The 20,151-nt window shown below is 60.3% G+C and carries 16 protein-coding genes; 8 read left to right on the top strand and 8 right to left on the bottom strand.

Annotated features, from left to right (window positions below):
- Positions 1 to 117: 117 nt before the first annotated feature.
- Positions 118 to 1,548, top strand: coding sequence for a lipase (locus tag AU074_RS03485; RefSeq protein WP_076013509.1), 1,431 nt, complete (start codon positions 118 to 120; stop codon positions 1,546 to 1,548).
- Between the two features lie 158 nt (positions 1,549 to 1,706).
- On the opposite strand, the gene AU074_RS03480 is transcribed toward AU074_RS03485, so the two are convergent.
- Entirely contained in the window at positions 1,707 to 1,931 is a 225-nt protein-coding gene (locus AU074_RS03480; RefSeq protein ID WP_076013508.1) for a YgdI/YgdR family lipoprotein, read from the bottom strand.
- Positions 1,932 to 2,119: 188 nt separating this feature from the next.
- Here AU074_RS03480 and AU074_RS03475 point away from each other — a divergent pair, with 188 nt between their 5' ends.
- Together AU074_RS03475 and AU074_RS03470 are read left to right on the top strand one after the other, a co-directional pair.
- Entirely contained in the window at positions 2,120 to 3,769 is a 1,650-nt protein-coding gene (locus AU074_RS03475) for a VRR-NUC domain-containing protein (protein WP_076013507.1), read from the top strand.
- Entirely contained in the window at positions 3,766 to 6,054 is a 2,289-nt protein-coding gene (locus AU074_RS03470; protein ID WP_076013506.1) for an ATP-dependent DNA helicase, read from the top strand. The genes AU074_RS03475 and AU074_RS03470 overlap by 4 nt, the downstream gene beginning before the upstream one ends.
- Here AU074_RS03470 and AU074_RS03465 read toward each other — a convergent pair.
- Positions 6,014 to 7,222: a serine hydrolase gene (locus AU074_RS03465; RefSeq protein WP_076013505.1), complete on the bottom strand. Its 1,209-nt coding sequence runs from the start codon at positions 7,220 to 7,222 to the stop codon at positions 6,014 to 6,016. The two genes, AU074_RS03470 and AU074_RS03465, sit on opposite strands and share 41 nt — an antisense overlap.
- A 58-nt stretch (positions 7,223 to 7,280) precedes the next feature.
- Complete coding sequence (locus AU074_RS03460; protein ID WP_076013504.1) at positions 7,281 to 8,240, bottom strand: oxidoreductase; 960 nt, start codon at positions 8,238 to 8,240, stop codon at positions 7,281 to 7,283.
- 99 nt (positions 8,241 to 8,339) lie between these two features.
- Between AU074_RS03460 and AU074_RS03455 the strand changes: the two genes are divergently transcribed.
- Positions 8,340 to 9,251, top strand: a complete 912-nt coding sequence (locus AU074_RS03455) for an AraC family transcriptional regulator (RefSeq protein ID WP_076013503.1) — start codon at positions 8,340 to 8,342, stop codon at positions 9,249 to 9,251.
- A 5-nt stretch (positions 9,252 to 9,256) separates the two neighbouring features.
- On the opposite strand, the gene AU074_RS03450 is transcribed toward AU074_RS03455, so the two are convergent.
- The gene (locus AU074_RS03450; protein ID WP_076013502.1) at positions 9,257 to 10,723 is read right to left on the bottom strand and encodes a hypothetical protein; all 1,467 of its coding nucleotides are present in this window, start codon (positions 10,721 to 10,723) and stop codon (positions 9,257 to 9,259) included.
- Between the two features lie 203 nt (positions 10,724 to 10,926).
- On the opposite strand from AU074_RS03450, the gene AU074_RS03445 reads away from it, so the two are divergent.
- Positions 10,927 to 12,933: an Ig-like domain-containing protein gene (locus AU074_RS03445; protein WP_076013501.1), complete on the top strand. Its 2,007-nt coding sequence runs from the start codon at positions 10,927 to 10,929 to the stop codon at positions 12,931 to 12,933.
- A gap of 32 nt (positions 12,934 to 12,965) precedes the next feature.
- On the opposite strand, the gene AU074_RS03440 is transcribed toward AU074_RS03445, so the two are convergent.
- Together AU074_RS03440 and AU074_RS03435 are read right to left on the bottom strand one after the other, a co-directional pair.
- Entirely contained in the window at positions 12,966 to 14,423 is a 1,458-nt protein-coding gene (locus AU074_RS03440; RefSeq protein WP_076013500.1) for a sensor histidine kinase KdpD, read from the bottom strand.
- Positions 14,420 to 15,130, bottom strand: coding sequence for a response regulator transcription factor (locus tag AU074_RS03435; protein ID WP_017479736.1), 711 nt, complete (start codon positions 15,128 to 15,130; stop codon positions 14,420 to 14,422). The genes AU074_RS03440 and AU074_RS03435 overlap by 4 nt, the downstream gene beginning before the upstream one ends.
- Positions 15,131 to 15,431: 301 nt before the next feature.
- Here AU074_RS03435 and msrB point away from each other — a divergent pair, with 301 nt between their 5' ends.
- The 3 genes from msrB to msrA all read left to right on the top strand — a co-directional run bounded on the left by msrB (position 15,432) and on the right by msrA (position 18,572).
- Positions 15,432 to 15,944: a peptide-methionine (R)-S-oxide reductase MsrB gene (gene msrB / locus AU074_RS03430; RefSeq protein WP_076013499.1), complete on the top strand. Its 513-nt coding sequence runs from the start codon at positions 15,432 to 15,434 to the stop codon at positions 15,942 to 15,944.
- A 29-nt stretch (positions 15,945 to 15,973) separates the two neighbouring features.
- On the top strand, positions 15,974 to 17,731 hold the full coding sequence (locus tag AU074_RS03425; protein ID WP_076013498.1) for a cytochrome c biogenesis protein DipZ: 1,758 nt from the start codon (positions 15,974 to 15,976) through the stop codon (positions 17,729 to 17,731).
- A gap of 145 nt (positions 17,732 to 17,876) precedes the next feature.
- Positions 17,877 to 18,572, top strand: a complete 696-nt coding sequence (gene msrA / locus AU074_RS03420) for a peptide-methionine (S)-S-oxide reductase MsrA (protein ID WP_076013497.1) — start codon at positions 17,877 to 17,879, stop codon at positions 18,570 to 18,572.
- 90 nt (positions 18,573 to 18,662) lie between these two features.
- On the opposite strand, the gene AU074_RS03415 is transcribed toward msrA, so the two are convergent.
- Together AU074_RS03415 and AU074_RS03410 are read right to left on the bottom strand one after the other, a co-directional pair.
- Positions 18,663 to 19,088 carry a nuclear transport factor 2 family protein gene (locus AU074_RS03415; protein ID WP_076013710.1) on the bottom strand — a complete coding sequence of 142 codons (426 nt, stop codon included), beginning with the start codon at positions 19,086 to 19,088 and terminating at the stop codon, positions 18,663 to 18,665.
- Between the two features lie 110 nt (positions 19,089 to 19,198).
- Complete coding sequence (locus tag AU074_RS03410; protein WP_076013496.1) at positions 19,199 to 20,149, bottom strand: alpha-E domain-containing protein; 951 nt, start codon at positions 20,147 to 20,149, stop codon at positions 19,199 to 19,201.
- Between the last annotated feature and the right edge of the window lie 2 nt (positions 20,150 to 20,151).

Below are 20,151 nucleotides of genomic sequence, written 5' to 3'. Positions count from 1 at the left end.
GGGTTGACTGAACCACCGCTTTCGCGAGCAAGCCCGCTCCCACATTGATCCGGTTCCAATCGTCCATTTGTGCAGATTTGGCTTTCTCGACAATTCCAACAAAAGAGAGGCAATACCATGGGTGTTTTCGACTATAAAAACCTCGGGACCGAGGGCTCCAAAGCGTTGTTCGCCGATGCCATGGCGATCACCTTGTACTCTTATCACAACCTGGATAACGGCTTTGCCGTGGGGTATCAGCACAACGGCTTTGGCCTGGGGCTGCCGGCAACCCTGGTGGGTGCACTGCTGGGCAGTACAGATTCCCAAGGGGTAATTCCGGGAATTCCCTGGAACCCGGACTCGGAAAAGGCAGCCCTCGAAGCGGTCAACAAGGCCGGCTGGACGCCCATCAGCGCCAGTACCCTGGGCTATGGCGGCAAGGTGGATGCCCGGGGCACGTTCTTCGGTGAAAAGGCCGGCTACACCACCGCGCAGGTGGAGGTGCTGGGCAAGTACGATGGCGACGGCAAACTGCTGGAAATCGGCATTGGTTTTCGCGGGACTTCGGGGCCTCGGGAAACCTTGATCACCGACTCCATTGGCGATTTGGTCAGTGATTTGCTGGCAGCGCTGGGGCCCAAGGATTATGCGAAAAACTACGCGGGCGAAGCCTTTGGCACCTTGCTCAAGGATGTCGCGGCGTATGCCGGCAGTCATGGCTTGACGGGCAAGGACGTGGTGGTCAGCGGTCATAGCCTGGGTGGCCTGGCGGTCAACAGCATGGCGGATTTGAGCGGTAATAAATGGTCGGGGTTCTACAAGGACTCCAACTATGTGGCGTATGCCTCGCCAACCCAAAGCAGCGGCGACAAGGTGCTGAACATCGGTTATGAAAACGACCCGGTGTTTCGCGCGCTGGACGGCTCGTCGTTCAACTTCTCGTCCCTGGGCGTGCACGACAAGCCTCATGAGTCGACCACCGACAATATCGTCAGCTTCAACGATCACTACGCGTCGACACTGTGGAATGTCCTGCCGTTTTCCATCGTCAATGTCCCCACCTGGCTTTCTCACTTGCCCACTGGCTATGGCGATGGCTTGACCCGTGTCCTGGACTCGAAGTTCTACGACCTGACCAGCCGGGACTCGACGATTATCGTGGCCAACCTGTCGGACCCGGCACGGGCCAATACCTGGGTGCAGGACCTCAACCGCAACGCCGAGCCCCACAAGGGCAACACGTTCATCATTGGCAGCGACGGTAATGACCTGATTCAGGGTGGCAAGGGTGTGGACTTTATTGAAGGCGGCAAGGGCAATGACACGATCCGCGACAACAGTGGGCATAACACCTTTCTGTTCGGCGGGCAGTTTGGGCAGGACCGGGTGATCGGTTACCAGTCTACCGACAAGCTGGTGTTCCGGGACGTGGAGGGCAGTGCGGACTGGCGTGACCATGCCAAGGTGGTGGGGGGCGATACGGTGCTGAGTTTTGGCGCGGATTCGGTGACGCTGGTCGGAGTTGGATTAGCCGGGGTTGGGGGCGATGGCATTTCCATCAGCTAAGTAGCGCTGCTTCTGTGGGAGCTGTCGAGCCTTGGCGAGGCTGCGATGGGATCGCTACAGTGTACCTGGCAGACCGAGTTGCCTGCATCGCGGGCAAGCCCGGCTCCCACAGGGCAGTGCATTGCAAAGAAAGGTGGGAGCCAATTGGCTCCCACTTTTTATTTCTCCTTCATAACGGTCGCGACGTCATCGGCCTTGACGCGAATACGCTTGCCGGCGATGTCGGTGAATTCGTAGAAACCATCGGCCGTTTTCGCGTTGGGCACGTCCTTGGTCAAATATTGGGTACCGTTCTGCAAGGTCACCACGGTCTGTGTGGAGCAACCGGCCAATGCCAGCAACGTGAACATACCCACCGCCAGACCCAAATTCTTCATGCTCATAACCCTTACCTTGATCCTTCGAAAACCCCGCGCCTGAGCGGTCGGGGGAAACATATTTTATGTGGCTGACAGCCATCTGATCATTATTACGCAAAAAGTTGCGTGTGCCTTTGATCTATTACTGATTGCAACAGCCGGCCAGGGACGGCACTCTGTATGCATAACCAGTGTTTGATCCCGTGCCTGACATGTCCAATCCCCTTGAAGACCCGCTCTATTACCTGCATAACTTCCGCCAAGTACTCGATTGGCTGGGGCAGCGGTATGCCGATTTACTGGCCCCGGACGAAGAGCATTTCATTCAGCAATTTGACAGCTTGCCCCAGCCGTCCCAGGCCTTGCTGGTGCGCATGGTGATGCGCAAGGGCGAGCATTTCCGGGCAGGCAAGCTCAATTATGTCGAAATCGGCGCGGTGCACGAGGCGGTGCTGCCGTTGCTGGAGCAGGGTTGGGTGACGGATCAATGCCTGTTGTCGTTTGGCGAGCTGTTTGGCCTGTTGCAGAAGGCGGAAATTCTGGCGGCGTTCAAACCCTGGATCGAGCAACCCAGGGCCAAAAAGGCAGATTGGCTGGAGTCGCTGTCAACGCAGTTTTGTGAACCGCGTCACTTCCAGCACTGGTGCCCGGACCTGGCCGATCAGCTTTACAGCCTCACCGTGATGGACCTGTGCGACCGCCTGCGGCTGATGTTTTTCGGCAATCTCTATCAGGACTGGTCGGAGTTTGTGCTGGCGGACCTGGGGATTTTTACTTACGAAAAGGTCGAGTTCTGCGCCGAATCCCGTGGATTGCGCAGCCGTGACGACGTGCACGGCTTTCTGTTTCTGCACCAGTGCCAACAGGCTTTTGAAGCGGGCGAGGCACTGGATGCCGTGCTGGAACAAATCGCTACTCTGCACACCGATAACCCCTGGCTGGAAAAACGTCGGGCCAAGCTATTGTTCCAAGTGGGCCAGTACTGCGAGCGCAGCGCCGAGCTTGCCATTGCCGAGGCGATCTACCGAGGCTGCACCTATCCCGGCGCACGCGCACGCCTGATCCGGGTGCTGGAGCGCCAGGAAAACTTCGCCCAGGCGATGCGCCTGGCCCGTGAAGCACAGCTGGCTCCGGAGAGCGCAGCCGAGCAGCAGCACCTGTTGCGTGTGATACCCAGGCTGCGGCGCAAACTTGGCGAGCCGGCGATGCCCAAGGTAAAACCCCGGGCTATCGTGCGCCTGGACCTTGAGCTGCCGGCCCCGGACCCGCTGATGTCGGTGGAGTATTGCGTGCAGGCCCACTTGAGCGACCACGGTGCGCCGGTGCATTACGTCGAGAACACGCTGATCAATTCGTTGTTTGGACTGCTGTGCTGGCCGGCGATTTTCGCGCCGTTGCCGGGGTCGTTTTTCCACCCGTTCCAGCGCGGCCCCGTGGACCTGCACAGCGAAGACTTTCATCAGCGGCGCGCCGAGCTGTTTGCCGAGTGCCTGGATCAACTGGGCGATGAGCGCTACAAGCGCACCATCCGCCAGCGGTACGTGGACAAATGGGGTATTCAGTCGCCCTTCGTGTTCTGGAACGTACTCAGCGAAGAACTGCTCGACCAGGCCCTCGACTGCCTGCCCGCCGCACACCTGCGCCATTGGTTCGAGCGCTTGTTGCTGGATATCCGCGCCAACCGCGCCGGCATGCCCGACCTGATCCAGTTCTGGCCTGAGGAAAAAACCTACCGCATGATCGAAGTCAAAGGCCCCGGCGATCGCCTGCAAGACAACCAGCTGCGCTGGCTGGAGTTCTGCGGCGAACACCAGATGCCCGTGACCGTGTGTTATGTGCGCTGGACGGAGCAGGCGGCTTGAGCTACAGCGTCGCGGTGCGTGCGCTGTGTGAATTCACAGCCAAGGTCGGCGACCTCGACCTGCGTTTTACCCCGTCTCCCAGCGCCCAGGAAGGGATCGTCGGCCACCGCACGGTGGCTTCGCGGCGCAGCGCCCACTACCAGAATGAAGTCGCGCTGGAAGGTGAATACCAGCAGTTGAAAGTGCGGGGCAGGGCGGATGGCTACGACCCGGACCGCAACCAGCTGGAAGAGGTGAAAACCTATCGTGGCGACCTCGACAAGCAGCCGGCCAACCATCGGCAACTGCACTGGGCCCAGGTCAAGGTCTACGGCTGGTTGATGTGCCAGAAACTCGGGTTGTCGGAGATTGTCCTGGCGCTGGTGTATTTCGACATTGTTGGCGAGCACGAAACGCTGCTTAGCCAACGCTTTCAGGCTGCTGAGCTGCAGGATTTCTTCAACCAGCAATGCACACTGTTCCTCGGCTGGGCCGAACAGGAAATGCACCAGCGCGAAGCCCGCAACGCGGCGGCAACGGCCCTGGGCTTTCCTCATGCAGCGTTTCGCCCCGGCCAGCGTTCCCTCGCGGAAACCGTCTACAAGGCCGTCAGCACCGGCCGCTGCCTGATGGCCCAGGCGCCCACCGGTATCGGCAAGACCGTTGGCACGATTTTCCCGATGCTCAAGGCCCTGGCGCCCCAGCAACTGGACAAGGTGTTCTTCCTCACGGCCAAGACCCCGGGCCGCAAATTGGCGCTGGACGCCGCGCAAGTGCTGTACGACAGCAGCCCGGACTTGCCGCTGCGGGTGCTGGAACTGGTGGCGCGGGTCAAGGCCTGCGAGCATCTCGACAAAGCCTGTCACGGCGACTCGTGCCCACTGGCCAAGGGTTTTTATGACCGCTTGCCGGCTGCCCGTGAAGCCGCATCCAAGGTGCGCCTGCTCGACCAGCGCAACCTGCGGGAAGTCGCCCTGGCCCATGACGTCTGCCCCTATTACCTCAGCCAGGAAATGGCGCGCTGGACCGACGTGGTGGTCGCCGACTACAACTATTACTTTGATTTTGGCGCGATGCTGTTCGGCTTGGCGCAGCTCAACCAGTGGCGGATCGCGGTGCTGGTGGACGAAGCCCATAACCTGGTGGAGCGCGGCCGTTCGATGTACAGCGCGGCCCTCGACCAGTACACGCTCAAGACCCTGCGGGAGATTGCGCCCGAGCCGCTGAAAAAGTCCCTGCAACGCCTGAATCGTGAGTGGAACGCCCTGCACAAGGAACAAGTCGCGCCGTATCAGGCGTACGCGCAAAAGCCCGACAAACTGCTGCACGCGCTGAGCCTGTGCACCAGCGCCATGGGCGAATATTTCAACGAACATCCCGAAGCGCTCAATGGTGAGCTGCAGGCGTTCTATTTCGAGGCCTTGCAGTTTGCCAAGGTCGCCGAGCTGTTCAACGAACACTTCATCTTCGACATCAGCAAACGCGAGCTCAGTGGCAAACGCAGCGCATCGAACCTGTGCCTGCGCAACGTGGTGCCTGCCGAATTCATTCGGCCCCGGCTGACGGCGGCCCGCAGCAGCGTGCTGTTTTCCGCGACCTTGAGCCCACGGCATTACTACGCGGACTTACTGGGAATGCCGCCCGACACCGCGTGGGTCGATGTGGAATCGCCGTTCAAGGCCGAGCAGTTGCAGGTGCATATCGTCGACCGGATCTCCACCCGGTTTGTGCATCGCCAGGCGTCCCTGGAACCTATCGTCGAGCTGATCGCTGGGCAGTTTGCGCAGCAGCCGGGCAACTACCTGGCGTTCTTCAGCAGCTTCGATTACTTGCAGCAAGTGGCGCAATTGCTCGCTGAGCGACACCCGCATATTCCGCTGTGGCAGCAGTCCCGGGGCATGCCCGAGGCCGAACGACAGGCGTTTCTCGAGCAGTTCACCCAGCACAGCCAGGGCATCGGTTTTGCCGTGCTGGGCGGCGCATTCGGCGAAGGCATCGACCTGCCGGGAAGCCGGCTGATCGGCGCGTTTATCGCCACCCTGGGCCTGGCGCAACTGAACCCGGTGAATGAGCAGCTCAAACTGCGGATGGGCGCGATTTTCGGTGCCGGTTACGACTACACCTATTTGTACCCGGGTATCCAGAAGGTAGTTCAGGCCGCGGGGCGGGTGATTCGCAGCCAGCAGGACCGGGGCGTGGTGATGCTGATCGATGACCGTTTTGGCGAGGCACGGGTGCGGCAGCTGTTGCCGCGCTGGTGGTCGATCACTGCGGCGGATACACCGCATCCCGCAGTTGGTGGGTGAACAGACCGGACATGCCTTCATAAGCCGTATTGGTCAGTGCAACCACCGTGAGCTTTTGCAGCGGGTCGACGAACCAGCTGTGACCGTAGGCGCCGCCCCATTCGAAGGTGCCCCGGGATTGCGGTGTGCCGGTCAGCGCGGGGGCATTCAGCACGGCCCAGCCATAACCGAAGCCCCAACCCGGGTCCTGGGTTTGCACCTTGGCGCCGACGTGATCGGTGACCATCAACTGCACGCTTTGTGCAGACAGTATCGGTGCGCCGCCCTGGCGAATGGTTTCCAGGAACCGCGCAACATCACCTGCCGTCCCGGCCATGCCGGCGCCGCCGGAAGGGTAGGCATGCGGATCGAGAATTCGCCGCACATCAAACAGCGCAGTGCTGTTGCCCGAGGTGATGGTGGCCTTGTCGACCATGCGCAGCGGCTGCGGTGATCCGTCCTGATACGCCGCAGAGAGGCGTTTGATATCCGTCACCGAAAACTCGGTATCGATTAGCCCGAGCGGTCCGGTCACTGACTCGCGGACCAATACCGGCAGGCTCTGGCCTGACGCCTTTTCCAGTACCGCGCCCAGCACATCGGTGGCCATCGAGTACTGCCAGCCCTTGCCCGGTGGGTAACTCAGGGGCACGCTGGCGATGCGCTTCAGATTCTCGGCAAAGCTGATCTCGGGCTCGCCCAAACCATCGGAAACCCCGGCGGTACGGTAGGGGCCTCGTGTACTTTCCAGGAATCCATAGCTCAGGCCAGCGGTGTGGTTAAGCAACTGGCTGACGGTGATCACCGGGGTAGTGCCATCCGCCAGCTTGGGATTGAAGTCGGGAAGCCAGCGGCTGACCGGATCGTCCAGGCCCAAGCGACCTTGTTCCACCAGGTGCATCGCGGCGGCGGAGACCAGCGGTTTGGTCACCGATGCCAGGCGAAAGATCGTGTCCTCTGTCATCGGGCGCCCGGCTTCGCGGTCCGCCAGGCCGGCAGCACGGTGATAAACCAGCTGCCCGTCCCGCAGCACCAGCACCACGGTGCCCACCAGGCGATTGTCGGCAATGGCGCTGTCGACCACCGCATCCACGCGCTTGGCGAGCAGCGGGTCGTGGCTGTCGGCGCAGGCGAGGGTGGCGCAAAGGGAGGCGGCAAGGGGCACGAGGTATCTGGCAGGAGGCTGCATGGTTCAGGTCGCTCATTGGCAGTGCATGACTGCCAAATATGAACGCTGGGGTCCCGGACTACAACGTGACATTGCACAACTGCTGACTCAGTGCCCATAAGCGTTCGGCCTGCTCCGAGTCGACAGCCCAGGGCCATACGCCGTTACGGCTGGTGTCATCCTGCGACCAAGCGGCCACATCGCAATCTTCGCAGTAGAGTCCGCCCATGCCCTCCAGTTGCGGGCTGACAGCGCACCACACCGACGTCGCGGCGCCTTGCTCGGGGCTCTTGTAGTGACTGGCGCGGCGGATATTGCCGTGCTCATCCAGTGCGCCGACGAATGCCAGGTCGTCCTTGTTCAGGTAACGGATCAAGTCGGTGAGGATTTCTCCCGGGTGCACGGAAAATGCGCGCACCCCCTCGGCTTTACCTCGTCGGTCCAGTGCTACCGCGAACAGTGCATTGGCGGTTTTTGATTGGCCGTAAGCGAGCCACTTGTCATAGGGGCGGCGTTCAAATTGCGGGTCATCGAAATGCACGGGGCTGAGACGATGGCCGAGGGACGATACCGAAACCACGCGTGCGCCATTAGCCTCACGCAGCGCCGGCCACAACCGGGCGGTTAGCTGGAAGTGGCCCAGGTGGTTGGTGGCGAACTGCGCTTCGAGACCTCGCGCATCCCGTTGCAGTGGTGTGGCCATGATTCCGGCGCTATTGATCAGAAGGTTCAATGCCCGGTCGCTGGCGAGGAAGTTTTCGGCAAAACGGTCGATGGAAATCGGGTCGAGTAAATCCAGGCTGGCGTGTTCAACACCGATGATGCCCGAGAGGTTGCGTTCGGCCTTTTCAGGATCCCGCGCGGGAACGATCACCTGCGCACCCGCGTCGACCAACACGCGCACTGTTTCCAGGCCAATGCCGGAGTAGCCACCGGTGACAATCACCGTCTTGCCCCGCAAATCGCTGCCCGCCAAGGCTTGCTGGGCGGTAGCGCCGGCATCGAAGCCGCTGCCAATTGGGGTTTGTTTGTCAGCCATGAAAGATCTCCTTATGGGAGGCCTAGAGTCTCTCGCTGGAGCCCGGACGCGGAATGCCCTAGAGTCCGTGTTTCTGTCGCGATCGTCCGGAGCTTTTTTATGGATACCCTTTCCGATGTGCTGGCACTGTTAAAAAGCCATCGCTCGACCTTCGCCGGCCTGAAGGCTGGAGGCACCTGGGCCATCAACTTTGCGGCGCCGGATGGCATCAAGTTCAACGCGGTGGTGGAGGGCAGTTGCTGGCTGGAAGTGGAAGGGCTGGCAGTACCGATACGCTTGTATGAGGGGGATTGTTTCCTGTTGACCCAGGCACGCCCGTGGAGGCTGTCCAGCAATCTGTCCCCTGAAGGGCTCGATGCACGTGAGGTGTATGCCGATGCGGTGGGAGGCATCGCCACGGTGGGTGCCACGGTGGATCTGTTCCTGATCGGCGGACGATTTATCTACGGGGACGACGCCCGACTGTTGCTGGATAGCCTGCCGCCGGTGCTGCGGGTGAGCGCCAACTCCGAACAGGCCGCGGTATTGCGCTGGTGCCTGGACCGCCTGGCCAGGGAATACGCGAGTCCGTTACAGGGCGCGGCGCTGATGACCGAGCATTTGGCGCAAATGATGTTGGTGCAGATCCTGCGGCTTTATCAATCTTCCATAGGCGCGCATACCACGGGCTGGTTGGGAGCGTTAAACGACCCAAGGTTGGCGCCGGTGCTGCGGGAAATTCACGCAGCACCAGCCCGGCGCTGGACGTTGAGTGAAATGGCCGGGCTTGCGAGCCAATCCCGCTCCACCTTTGCCTTGCACTTCAAACAACGGGTGGGGTTGGCGCCACAGGAATACCTGACCCGATGGCGCATGCACCTGGCAGTGCAGGCCTTGAAGGCCAGCGACAACAGCGTGTCCACGATCGGCCAGTCCCTGGGTTATCAGTCAGACAGCGCCTTCAGCAATGCTTTCAAGCGTGTGATGGCCTGTTCTCCCCGGGAATATCGCGAGCGGACGAATCCGACATGAGTGCTTCAGCCGATCCGCACGACTTGGCGCAAGGACTCATTCAGGTCTGCTGAACTGGCCAGAACACCTGAGGCCCGGTACACGTAATAGACCTCCGGGGTGTAGCCCGCGAACTGCTCAAGATCCTTGCGGTAGATGAGCCGCTTGACGGGCGAGCCGGCGGGCCACGAACTACCCACCACTCGGGGCTCGGCGAAGACGATAGTGTCGTTGGAAGATTTCACGAAACGCACGATTATGGTGATTTCATCGTCCGGCCTACGCCATTCGTACCAGGGCACCACCATCACCGCAAAATCCGGAATCGGGTCTATCACATGGTCAGGGTAATTTTCGAAGTAGGGAGCGTCGAGGCGTACGATCGAACCCACCACCTGGGCCGAAGTTTTCTTCGAAGGCACTTCAAAGGGCGCTTGCAGTTTCCTCAAGATAAACCGGGTCTCTATCCTCCCGCCCGCAGCGGCACGTACAACGCCGTAAGGAACATAGATATTCACCGGAACCCCTCGCTGCACGACGGGTTCGAAAGCGCGGTACACAATCACCCCACCTAACTGCGGGTACGCGCGGAAGGTGAAGTCGTACATATCGCCGACCAAGCCGGTATTGCGATCCGTGAACAACCCGGTTTTCAGATCTGTCCCCGCGAGCCGTTCCAGGTCGATATATCCGACAGGGTCATCGGTAATGATGCCCGGTCCGTCGGGCGTGGATTCATCGAGGCTTACCAGTACTTTCAGGTACTTCGACCGGCGATGCGAACGGTTGCCAACCACATCGACGACGTAGAAATCCACCAGCAAGTCGTAGCCGTCACCGGCGTCGATAATCTGCTCGTGGCTGACGGTGATTTCTGTGGGTTGCCCTATGCCTGCGACCTGTTGGGTGATCCTTGTCTGGCCCCAATTCAAATGGAGCTTATCGTCTGCGTGCATATTCGGATAAGGCTCAATGGTCGCTGTCACACCAAGGGGAGCGGTCGGGGGAAAGACTTCATACGTCGACAAACTGAACTTGAGCGCAGGATGCCCTTCTGGAGGAAAGCCACTGTCGTCCCCTGCGGGAATGTCGGTCTTGATCAAGACATGCAGTGGGGAGGAAACGTCGTATTCCTTGCCGCCGCCGTAGTACACCGCGTAACCCAATTGTATGTCGCCGTCAGGCAGGTCCGCTTTATGCAGTGTAAGGAAATAGCGGTTCTGTTCCTGCTCTCCGGGCTGCAGTTTTTTGATCGCCAGGGGCTTGGTGTTCGATGGATCACTGATATCGGCCACAGTAATGATGTCGCCTTCAACTGCCGCCCAGTTTTTATCGACCTGTACTGTCAGACCACTGGCCAGCAACCACGCGGGCACCCCGCCGTCGTAACCCGAGACGCCTTGGGACATACCGGGAATAATCAGCCGGTCGAGGTTCTTGGGTTGCTTCTCGCTGAGAGCGTTGGGGTTCTCTGTCGTGCTTTTGCTGGGCATGGTGTATCTCCTGATCGGGCCTTGGCGCTTCGTCGGAATACGGTGGCGTCCGTGAGCGTTATCAGACACCTGCAGCACAGGTTTGCCTACTGTCAGAATTAACAGGTAGCGACGCCACCTGTTAATTCTGACAGTAGGCAAAGGCTGCATTTGGGTATTTGCTTGGAGTCACCATACCGAGTGCTCCATCGAGGACCTTTGCCATGCCCCAGTCCGGCGTAACCACCAACCTGTTACCCCCCGTTGAGATTTCGCTGAGTCAGCCACCCATTCCCGGTGATGCGGACAACGCCGATTGCGGTATCGGCTTGCGGCACGTCGAACATCCGTTGGTGGTGTATATCGACCGTCCTGATGCCACGCCACCAGGCACCTTCTTTCAGCTTTTCTGGGGCAGTCTCACCCAGCCAGCAGCGTTCAATTTTCTGGGGGAGGGGGACGCTGGGCTGACACGCATCCCGTTTACCGTCACCCAGGACCGTATTCAAGAGTTCTGGGCCGACCCTGTGTTCGCCAGGGTGATCCGTGACGGCGGCAATCTTTCCGAGACCTTGCCGTTGCGGGTTCGGGTGAACCTGCAACGCCCCGGTGGGCGCGATCCTGACGATAAGGTGCCGGGCCATCAGGGGCTGGTATTTGAACTGCCACCCGATGTGCTGCTGGACGGGATTGACGAAACACGTGCCACGCAAGGCGTTATTGCTACTTTCCGGTATTGGGAGAACATGGCGGCCTACGACCGCATCACGCTTGCCTGGGGCTCCCAGATCATTACGCGTTGGGTTCAGCCAGACGAAGTAGGCAACGACATTCGGATCATTGTTGACCCTACAACCATTGCCCTCGCCGGCAACAGCGATGTGCTACCTGTGGCCTTCCAAGTCATGGGGCCTACCGGAAACTACCCGGACGAATGGGCGCGCTGGTCGGCGGCGCAATGGGTGGATGTGCATGCCGACAGTGACCGGCTTGACCCTCCCTGGGTTAAGTTTCCCGTTACTGAACGGGAGATCGACCTGGAGCAACTGGGAGGTCGGGACGTCATCATTTCAACCCATGTGGGCCGCGCCAACGCCTCTGCTTATAGCGTGCTAACCCTGATCTGGGCCGGTACAGACCGTGATGGCGTCTCGGTTCCACATACCCCCAGCATCACGATCGTGGCAGGTTCCAACCGGACCTATGATTTCGATATTCCCCATGCGCTGGTCGCGGCCATTGCCCAGGGAACGGTTGTTGTGCACTACCTGCTGCAAGGCGCAGGGGTGCCGGACAAGCGTTCGGATAATTTGCACTTGGAGGTTAAGGGGGAGTCTGTCAAATGGCCGGCGCCCACGATTGATGAAGCCATTGACGAGCAACTCGACCCGTACTTGGCGGAAGCTACTGTGCGTTTTCCGTTTCAGGAAAGCTGGCCGGACGAGGCGTTGCTTGAAGTGGTGTTTCTGGCGGGCGGGCCTGATGGAACGATCGAACATCGGTTGGGGCGCCAGGTCAACGATATCCCGCCCACTGGCGACGGGGATATGCTCTTCACGGTGTACACCGCTGAGCTACGGCGGTTTGATGGCTACCTCACACAGGTGTATTACGTCCTCACCAGGCCAAATGAACTCCCCCAGGAGTCGCTGCGTCTGGAAGTGCAGGTGGCAGGGACTGAGTTGGTCATCGAGCAAACGCAAATGCACTTGAATGGTTTCTCGCTGAAAGTGCCTGATTGGCCGAAAACAGGGGAGGACTCTATTAACAACACACGAACACGTACTGCCAGCGGGGGAGTGCCGCCTTATCAGTATTCATCAAGCGATACTTTTATTGCGTCTGTCGACTCCGTGACAGGAAAAGTAACGGGTAATAGAAATGGGTCGGTTATTGTGACGGTAAGTGATAGTAATGCGGCTGAACTAACGTACTCGGTGGAGGTGAGTAACGTATGGCGTTTAAATATTAATGAAACACTGATGACCGCCCCCGAGTCGATCGAATGGATGGAATCAATAGGAGGGACTTCCATATATGATGCTATTTTTTATACGGTTGGCTATGATGTTGGACGCGTTTATCAGCCACTTCCGTTTCGAGAGCACTTTTATTGGTTATGCTCTATTGGCTGGTTGCCTGAGCACTTTGCGTTCCTGCACAGAGGTCAGTTTTATTTCGGTATGGCTCGAGATCAATATTTACCCGCATGGTGTTTAACTCCTTTGTGACGTAAGTGAAAAGCGGCCTGGTCCAGGCCGCTTTAACTTTGGCGTGAAAGAGAAAACCTAAACGTCGCCCCACGCCCAGCCACATCCACCAACCGAATGTCGCGTCCGTGCAACTGTAATATCCGATGCACAATCCGCAGCCCTAGCCCGCCATCACGGCGGGCACCACCAATTGTAAATGCCCGCAAAAACAAACCTTCGCGCAATTCCGCATCAATCCCCGGCCCGCTGTCGCTGATGGTGACTTCAACACCGTCTCCTTTGGGAATTAGTGTCACTTCGATATCCCCCTTAACCGGCGTATGCCGCAACGCGTTATCCAGCAGGTTGGTCAGCACCCGCTCAATCAACCCCAGATCCGCAAACACCGTCGGTACCTGCGGTGGCAAGCTGGCACTCAAGGTGATGCCGCGCGCCTCAGCCGTCAGTTCGAATTTCTGAAAGATGTCTTGCACCAAATCCGGCAGGGAAAACCCTTCGATCACCGGCTGCACAAACCCGTGCTCCAGGCGCACCAGTTCCAGCAGCGATTGCGCCAGGCCGCCAACTTTACGGCTCTGGTCCAGTGCAATGCCCAGGTAACGTCGGCGGTCTTCCGGGCTCAGGCTCGCATCTTTCAGCGACAGGGTTTCCAGGTAGCCATGCAGCGAAGCCAGCGGTGTGCGCAGGTCGTGGGAGATGTTGGCGACCATCTCGCGACGTTCCTGGTCCTGGTGGGTGAGGGCGCGCCATTGTTCGCCAAGGCGGTTTTCCATCTGGTTGAAGGCCTGGTCGAGCACGGCAATTTCGTCCTGGCTCGACGGGGCAGTGGCCACGGGCTGCTCGACTTTTGGCGCGCCGTTGATGTCGAACTGGCCGACTTTCTCGGTCAGCAGGCGCAGGGGCCGGGTGATCCAGGCGAAGGCGGTCAACCCGGCCAGCAGACACAGGAGCGCTACCAGGGCGATGGACCACAGCGCGATATTCAGGGCCACGCTGGTGGCGTCCTGGGCGTCGAACAGGTCGTGGGCCTCGCCCAGCAGCACCACGTACAGGTAGCCGGTTTGCTGGCCATTGACCTTGAGCGGCGCGGCGCTGAAGACCTTGAGCCCGTCGACGCTGCGCGGGTCATCGCCCACGATCGGCAACCGGGCGCCGCTGAGGAATCGGCGGATCGGTTCCAGGTTCACCTGGTCACGGCGCAAGTGCCCGCTGGGCGCGGCATTGCCCACCACTCGGCCATTGATGTCCAGCAGGTACACCTCGACACTCGGGTTCACCAGCATCAACTGGCTGAACAGGTTGCGCACTGCATCGGGCTTGAGGCCGTCGGCGTCCATCAATTGGGTGTCGCGGGCGATGTGTGCCGCTAGGTCGCGGGACAGGCCTTGTACCACCTCCAGTTCGTGCATGTGGTTGGAGCGCACTTGCAACCAGGCCGAGGTGCCGCTGCAAATCAGCAGCAACAACGCAAACACCAGCGACAGGCGCTGTGTGAGGGTCAGTTTCATGACGCTTGCTCGGCGAACTTGTAGCCACGGCCCCACACCGTGAGGATGCGCGCCGGGTTGGCCGGGTCGGTCTCGACCTTGGCCCGCAGGCGGTTGATATGGGTGTTGACCGTGTGTTCGTAGCCCTCGTGGCTGTAGCCCCACACGGCATTGAGCAGGTCCATGCGCGAGAACACTTTGCCCGGCTGGCGCGCGAAGAAATACAGCAGGTCGAACTCCCGTGGCGTGAGGTCCAGGCGCTGGCTTTGCAGGGTGGCTTCGCGGGTCAGGGGGTTGATGAACAACTGGCCGAGGTCGAGGCTGCCGGCGTCCATCTTGAGGTTGCGGGCCATGGCATCTACCCGGCGCAGCAAGGCTTTGACCCGTGCCACCAGTTCGGGCATCGAGAACGGTTTGGACAGGTAGTCGTCGGCCCCCAGCTCCAGGCCAAGGATGCGGTGCAATTCACTGGAGCGGGCGCTGGTGATGATGATCGGCGTGTAGCGCGTCATGGCACGGGCGCGGCGGCAGATCTCCAGGCCGTCGACACCGGGCAGCATCAGGTCGAGGATCAACGCATCCCAACCGCCTTGCTCCAGCAGTTGCACGGCCTCGTTACCGTCGGCGCTGTGCACCACCTCGAACTGCTCGTCCCGCAGGTGCAGGCAGATCAAATCGGCAATGTGCGCATCGTCCTCGACCACCAGGACACGTTTGGGCTGATCCATTGGCAAAACCTTTTCTCGTGATTCGCGCATTGTGCGGGTTTTGCAACAGTGTAGTTATCACGAATTGTTTAACTCTGCGTGAGGATTCCGCGACCAGCCGGGGCCTAACCTTCACACATCGCAATGGCAAAAAAGCACGCAACCCCATTGTGGCGAGGGAGCTTGCTCCCGCTGGGTCGCGAAGCGGCCCTAAAAAACCGGGAGCGCTGCGCACTCCAGCGGGAGCAMGCTCCCTCGCCACAGACTGTTTGTCAGCCATAGGGGGTTCGCCAGCCATCAGCACTCGTGTGAGGAGAAAGTCATGTATACGCGTCGACAAATGCTGCTGGCCGGCGGCGGCCTCGGGCTTGCGGTAATCGCCGGTGGCCTGCTGCAAAAAATCAACGCCGGGCCCGCCCTGATCGCCGAAGCCGAAGCCGCCGAACACTTCGACGTCAGCCACACCGACGCCGAATGGCGCACCCTGCTGACCGCCGAGCAATACGCGATCCTGCGGGAGCAGGGCACCGAACGCCCCTACAGCAGTGCCCTCAACAGTGAACACCGCAACGGCATTTTCGCCTGCGCCGGTTGTGCATTGCCGCTGTATGCCTCAACCACCAAATTTGAAAGCCACACCGGCTGGCCGAGTTTCTGGCAACCCCTGGAAAACGCTGTGGCCAGCCACGTCGACACTTCCTTCGGTGTGGAACGCAAGGAAATCCATTGCCGGCGCTGCGGCGGTCATCAGGGCCATGTGTTCGATGACGGCCCGGCTCCCACCGGCCTGCGCTATTGCATGAACGGCGCAGCCATGACGTTCACCGCGGCTTAATTCGATGTCTTCTTATAAAGGAATACCCCATGTGGCTTTTGGTTCTCGCGTACCTGGGCGGCGTGCTGACGATTGTCAGCCCGTGCATCCTGCCGGTTCTGCCTTTTGTCTTCGCTCGCACCGGGCAGCCGTTTTTGCGCAGTGGCTTGCCGCTGCTGCTGGGGATGGCGATGACGTTCGCCCTGGTCGCCTCGCTCGCGGCGGTGGGCGGCGGTTGGGTGGTGCAAGTCAATCAGTACGGTCGCTGGCTCGCGTTGCTGTTTGTTGCGCTATTCGGGCTGACCTTGCTGCTGCCAAGTCTGTCGGAACGACTGACCCGGCCACTGGTGGCGGCGGGCAGTCGCCTGTCGGAAGCCGCCGGGGCCGATTCGCGGCCACGGCCGGGCGCTTCGTTCCTGATCGGCGTGGCCACCGGGCTGCTGTGGGCGCCGTGCGCCGGGCCCATCCTGGGGTTGGTGCTGACGGGCGCCGCGCTGCAAGGCGCCAGTATCGGCACTACCTTGCTCTTGCTGGCCTACGCGGCAGGCGCTGCCACCTCCCTGGCCTTGGCGCTGCTGGTCGGCGGTAAAGTCTTTGGCTTCATGAAGCGTTCGCTGGGCGCCGGTGAATGGCTGCGCCGTGGCCTGGGTGCGTTGATGCTGGCGGGTGTGGCGGCGATTGCCCTGGGCCTGGACACTGGCATCCTTGCACGCTTGTCGACGGCGTCGACCGGTGGCCTGGAGCAAAGCCTGGTGGAAAAACTCAGCGCCAAGCCTGAACAGAAGAGCGGAACGATGATGGCCGGCGGCGCGATGATGGCTGCCAACCACAGCGACACGCTGCCGGTGGAAGGCCAGTTGCCGGCGCTGGACGGCGCCGTGCAATGGCTCAACTCCGAGCCACTGACCGCCGAGGCGTTGAAGGGCAAGGTGGTGCTGGTGGATTTCTGGACCTACTCCTGCATCAACTGCCTGCGCACCTTGCCGTACGTCAAGGCCTGGGCCGAGAAGTACCGCGACCAGGGCCTGGTGGTGATCGGTGTGCACGCCCCGGAATTCGCCTTCGAGCGCGATGTGAACAACGTCACCAAGGCCATGAAGGACTTGGGCATCACCTACCCGGTGGTCATCGACAACAACTACAAGATCTGGCGCGCCTTCAACAACCAGTACTGGCCGGCGCACTACTTTGCCGATGCCAAGGGCCAGATTCGCTACCACCATTTTGGCGAGGGTGATTACGCCGAGTCCGAGCGGGTTATCCAGCAACTGCTGCGTGAAGCCGGCGCCACCAAGGTCGCAGGCGGCTTGATCGAAGCCGACGCCAAGGGCATCCAGGCCGCACCGGACATGAACGAAGTGCAATCGCCGGAAACCTACCTGGGCTTCCAGCGTGCCGAGCATTTTGTCTCAACGGGCACATTGGCTACCGACAAGGTCGCCCACTACCCGGTAGCCGGCAATCTCGCGCTGAATAACTGGACTCTCGAAGGCCAATGGAACGTCGGCGGCCAGCAAGCCACCCTCGCGGCGGCCAACGGCAAGATCGTCTACCGCTTCCATGCCCGTGACCTGCATCTGGTGCTGGGCCCTGGCGCCGACGGCAAGCCGGTGCGCTTCAAAGTGACTATTGACGGCCAGGCGCCGGGGGATGCCCACGGTACCGACATCGCACCGGATGGCAGTGGCACGGTGACCGAACAGCGCTTGTACCAGCTTGTGCGTCAGCCGGGCGCGGTCAAGGACCGGACCTTCACCATTGAGTTTCTTGATCCGCAAGTGGCGGCCTACGCCTTCACGTTCGGCTAACCCATAGCGAAATTTTGAATGGTTAACCCGATCAATGCGGGAGCTGGCTTGCCTGCGATAGCGTTGTTGAATTCACCACCGCCATCGCAGGCAAGCCAGCTCCCACAATTGACCGTGTTTATTCTGATGTTTCGGAGTGAATGAGATGAAACTGCTTAAGTACTTACCGGCCCTGGCATTCGCCGCCTTTGTTGGCCACAGCTCGGCATTCTCCTTCGGCCCGTCCGACGACGCGGTGGTGATTGCGCCACCGGCCATGGACCTGCCCGCAGACTCCAACAACCTGCAAACCGCAGTCTTCGCCGGCGGCTGCTTCTGGGGTGTGCAGGGCGTGTTCCAGCACGTGCAAGGGGTGAAAAACGCCGTCTCCGGCTATGACGGCGGCGCGGCCAGCACCGCCCAATACGACAGCGTCAGCGGCGGCGATACCGGCCACGCGGAATCCGTCTCTGTGACCTACGACCCGAGCAAGGTCAGCTACGGCAAGCTGCTGCAGATCTACTTCTCGGTGGCCCACAACCCCACGGAACTCAACCGCCAGGGCCCGGACAGCGGCACCCAGTACCGCTCGGCGATCTTTGCCCAGAACGCCGAACAGCAAAAAGTCGCCCAGGCCTACATCGCCCAACTCGACGCCGCCAAGGCCTTCGACAAGCCCATCGTGACCCAGATCGAAGCGGGCAAGGCCTTCTACCCGGCGGAGTCTTATCATCAGGATTTCCTGACGGAAAACCCGTCCTACCCGTACATCGTGATCAACGACCTGCCCAAGGTGGCACAGTTGAAAAAACTGTTCCCCGAACAATACCGCGCAGAACCGGTGCTGGTAAAAAAACAGTAGGAGCGAGCTTGCTCGCGAAGGTCGTTAACGATAACGCTTGCTGTCTGGATGGGAGCGGCGCCTGCGGATTTTTCGCGAGCAAGCTCGCTCCTACAGTTTCGCCAGGTAGGGCGCCAGGCGTCGGCCCATTTCCTCACCCAGGGCTTGCAACCCGCTCAAGGGGCGGATCATCACTTCAAACTCGATGATCTGCCCTTGTTCGTTAAAGAGTATCAAGTCGATGCCCTTGAGCTGTTTGTCACCTACCCGCGCGCTGAATTCCAGCACCACGCTTTGGCCGTCGGCGGTCGCCAGCTCACGGTGATAGGTGAAGTCTTCAAATACATTGAACACGGTGTTGAGGATCATCGACACCACAGGCGCGCCGGGGTAGGGCGTGTGGGCCATGGGCGAGCGGAATACCGCGTCGGGGGCCAGCAATTCGGGAAGGGCCTTGAGGTCACCGGCAACGAGCATGGCGTGCCAGCGCTTGAGGCTGTGGGCAGCTTGCGGAGATAACTTCAATTCGTCGGACATCATCTGCACCTGTTCTTATGATTGGCGGGGCGTTGCACCCCACCAACATAAGAGCGGCACCAAGGCCGGATCAATGATCCAAAATGACAGTTATATGATTGAGTCGCACATCAGACGACTTCCAGGTACGAGCTATGAATCGCCCGCGCCAACTCCCGCACGGTATCGATAAATTCCGTCAGGCGGCTGTGCAACCCGTCCTCCAGAATCTCATCAATCCCGGTATACCTCAGTCGCGCCTCAAACTCGGCCGCCAAACGCTGGGCCGTACGCCCATAACTTCCCGGCAAGTCCGCCAGGATATGGCTCAATTCTTCAATACACGCATGCAACGAGCGCGGCACATCGCTGCGCAACAGCAATAACTCCGACACCGACCGCGCGTTCAACGCATTCGGGTACAGCTCGGTATACGCCTCGAACGACGACAACGCCCGCAGCAGCGCGCTCCACTGGTAATAGCCGCGCGCCGACAGGTCGCTGACCTCTTCGGACTCTTCGCCAAACATCTCGTACCGCGCATCCAGCAGGCGCAAGGTGTTATCCGCCCGCTCGACAAAGGTGCCGAGCCGGATAAACCGATACGCGTCATTACGCATGATCGTCCCGGAGGTCGCCCCACGAAACAGGTGCGAACGCTGCTTCACCCAGTCGCAAAAGTGGCTGATGCCATGGCGCGCCAGGCCGCCGGCGGCAATGCTGCGCATCTCCAGCCAGGTGGCGTTGAGGTTTTCCCACATGTCGGCGGTGATCCGTCCGCGTACGGCATGGGCATTCCCCCGCGCAGCCCGCAGGCAGTTGTAGATGCTGGCCGGGTTTTCTTCGTCGAGGGCAAAGAAGTGCAACATGCGCTCGGCGTCCAACTGCTTATGGCGCTCGAGGTAGCTTTCCAGGGTGCCGCTGCTGAGCAGCGACATGGCCAACTCGTCGAGCCCGTCACTGCGCCCGGCCTGGGGCATCAACGACAGTGAATAACTGACTTCGAGCATGCGGGCCAGGTTCTCGGCACGCTCCAGGTAACGGGACATCCAATACAGATCTGCGGCGGTTCTACTCAGCATAT

The organism is Pseudomonas sp. ATCC PTA-122608 (assembly GCF_001952855.1).
Taxonomy (GTDB): Bacteria; Pseudomonadota; Gammaproteobacteria; order Pseudomonadales; family Pseudomonadaceae; genus Aquipseudomonas.
This window is presented reverse-complemented; position numbering and strand designations above follow the sequence as displayed.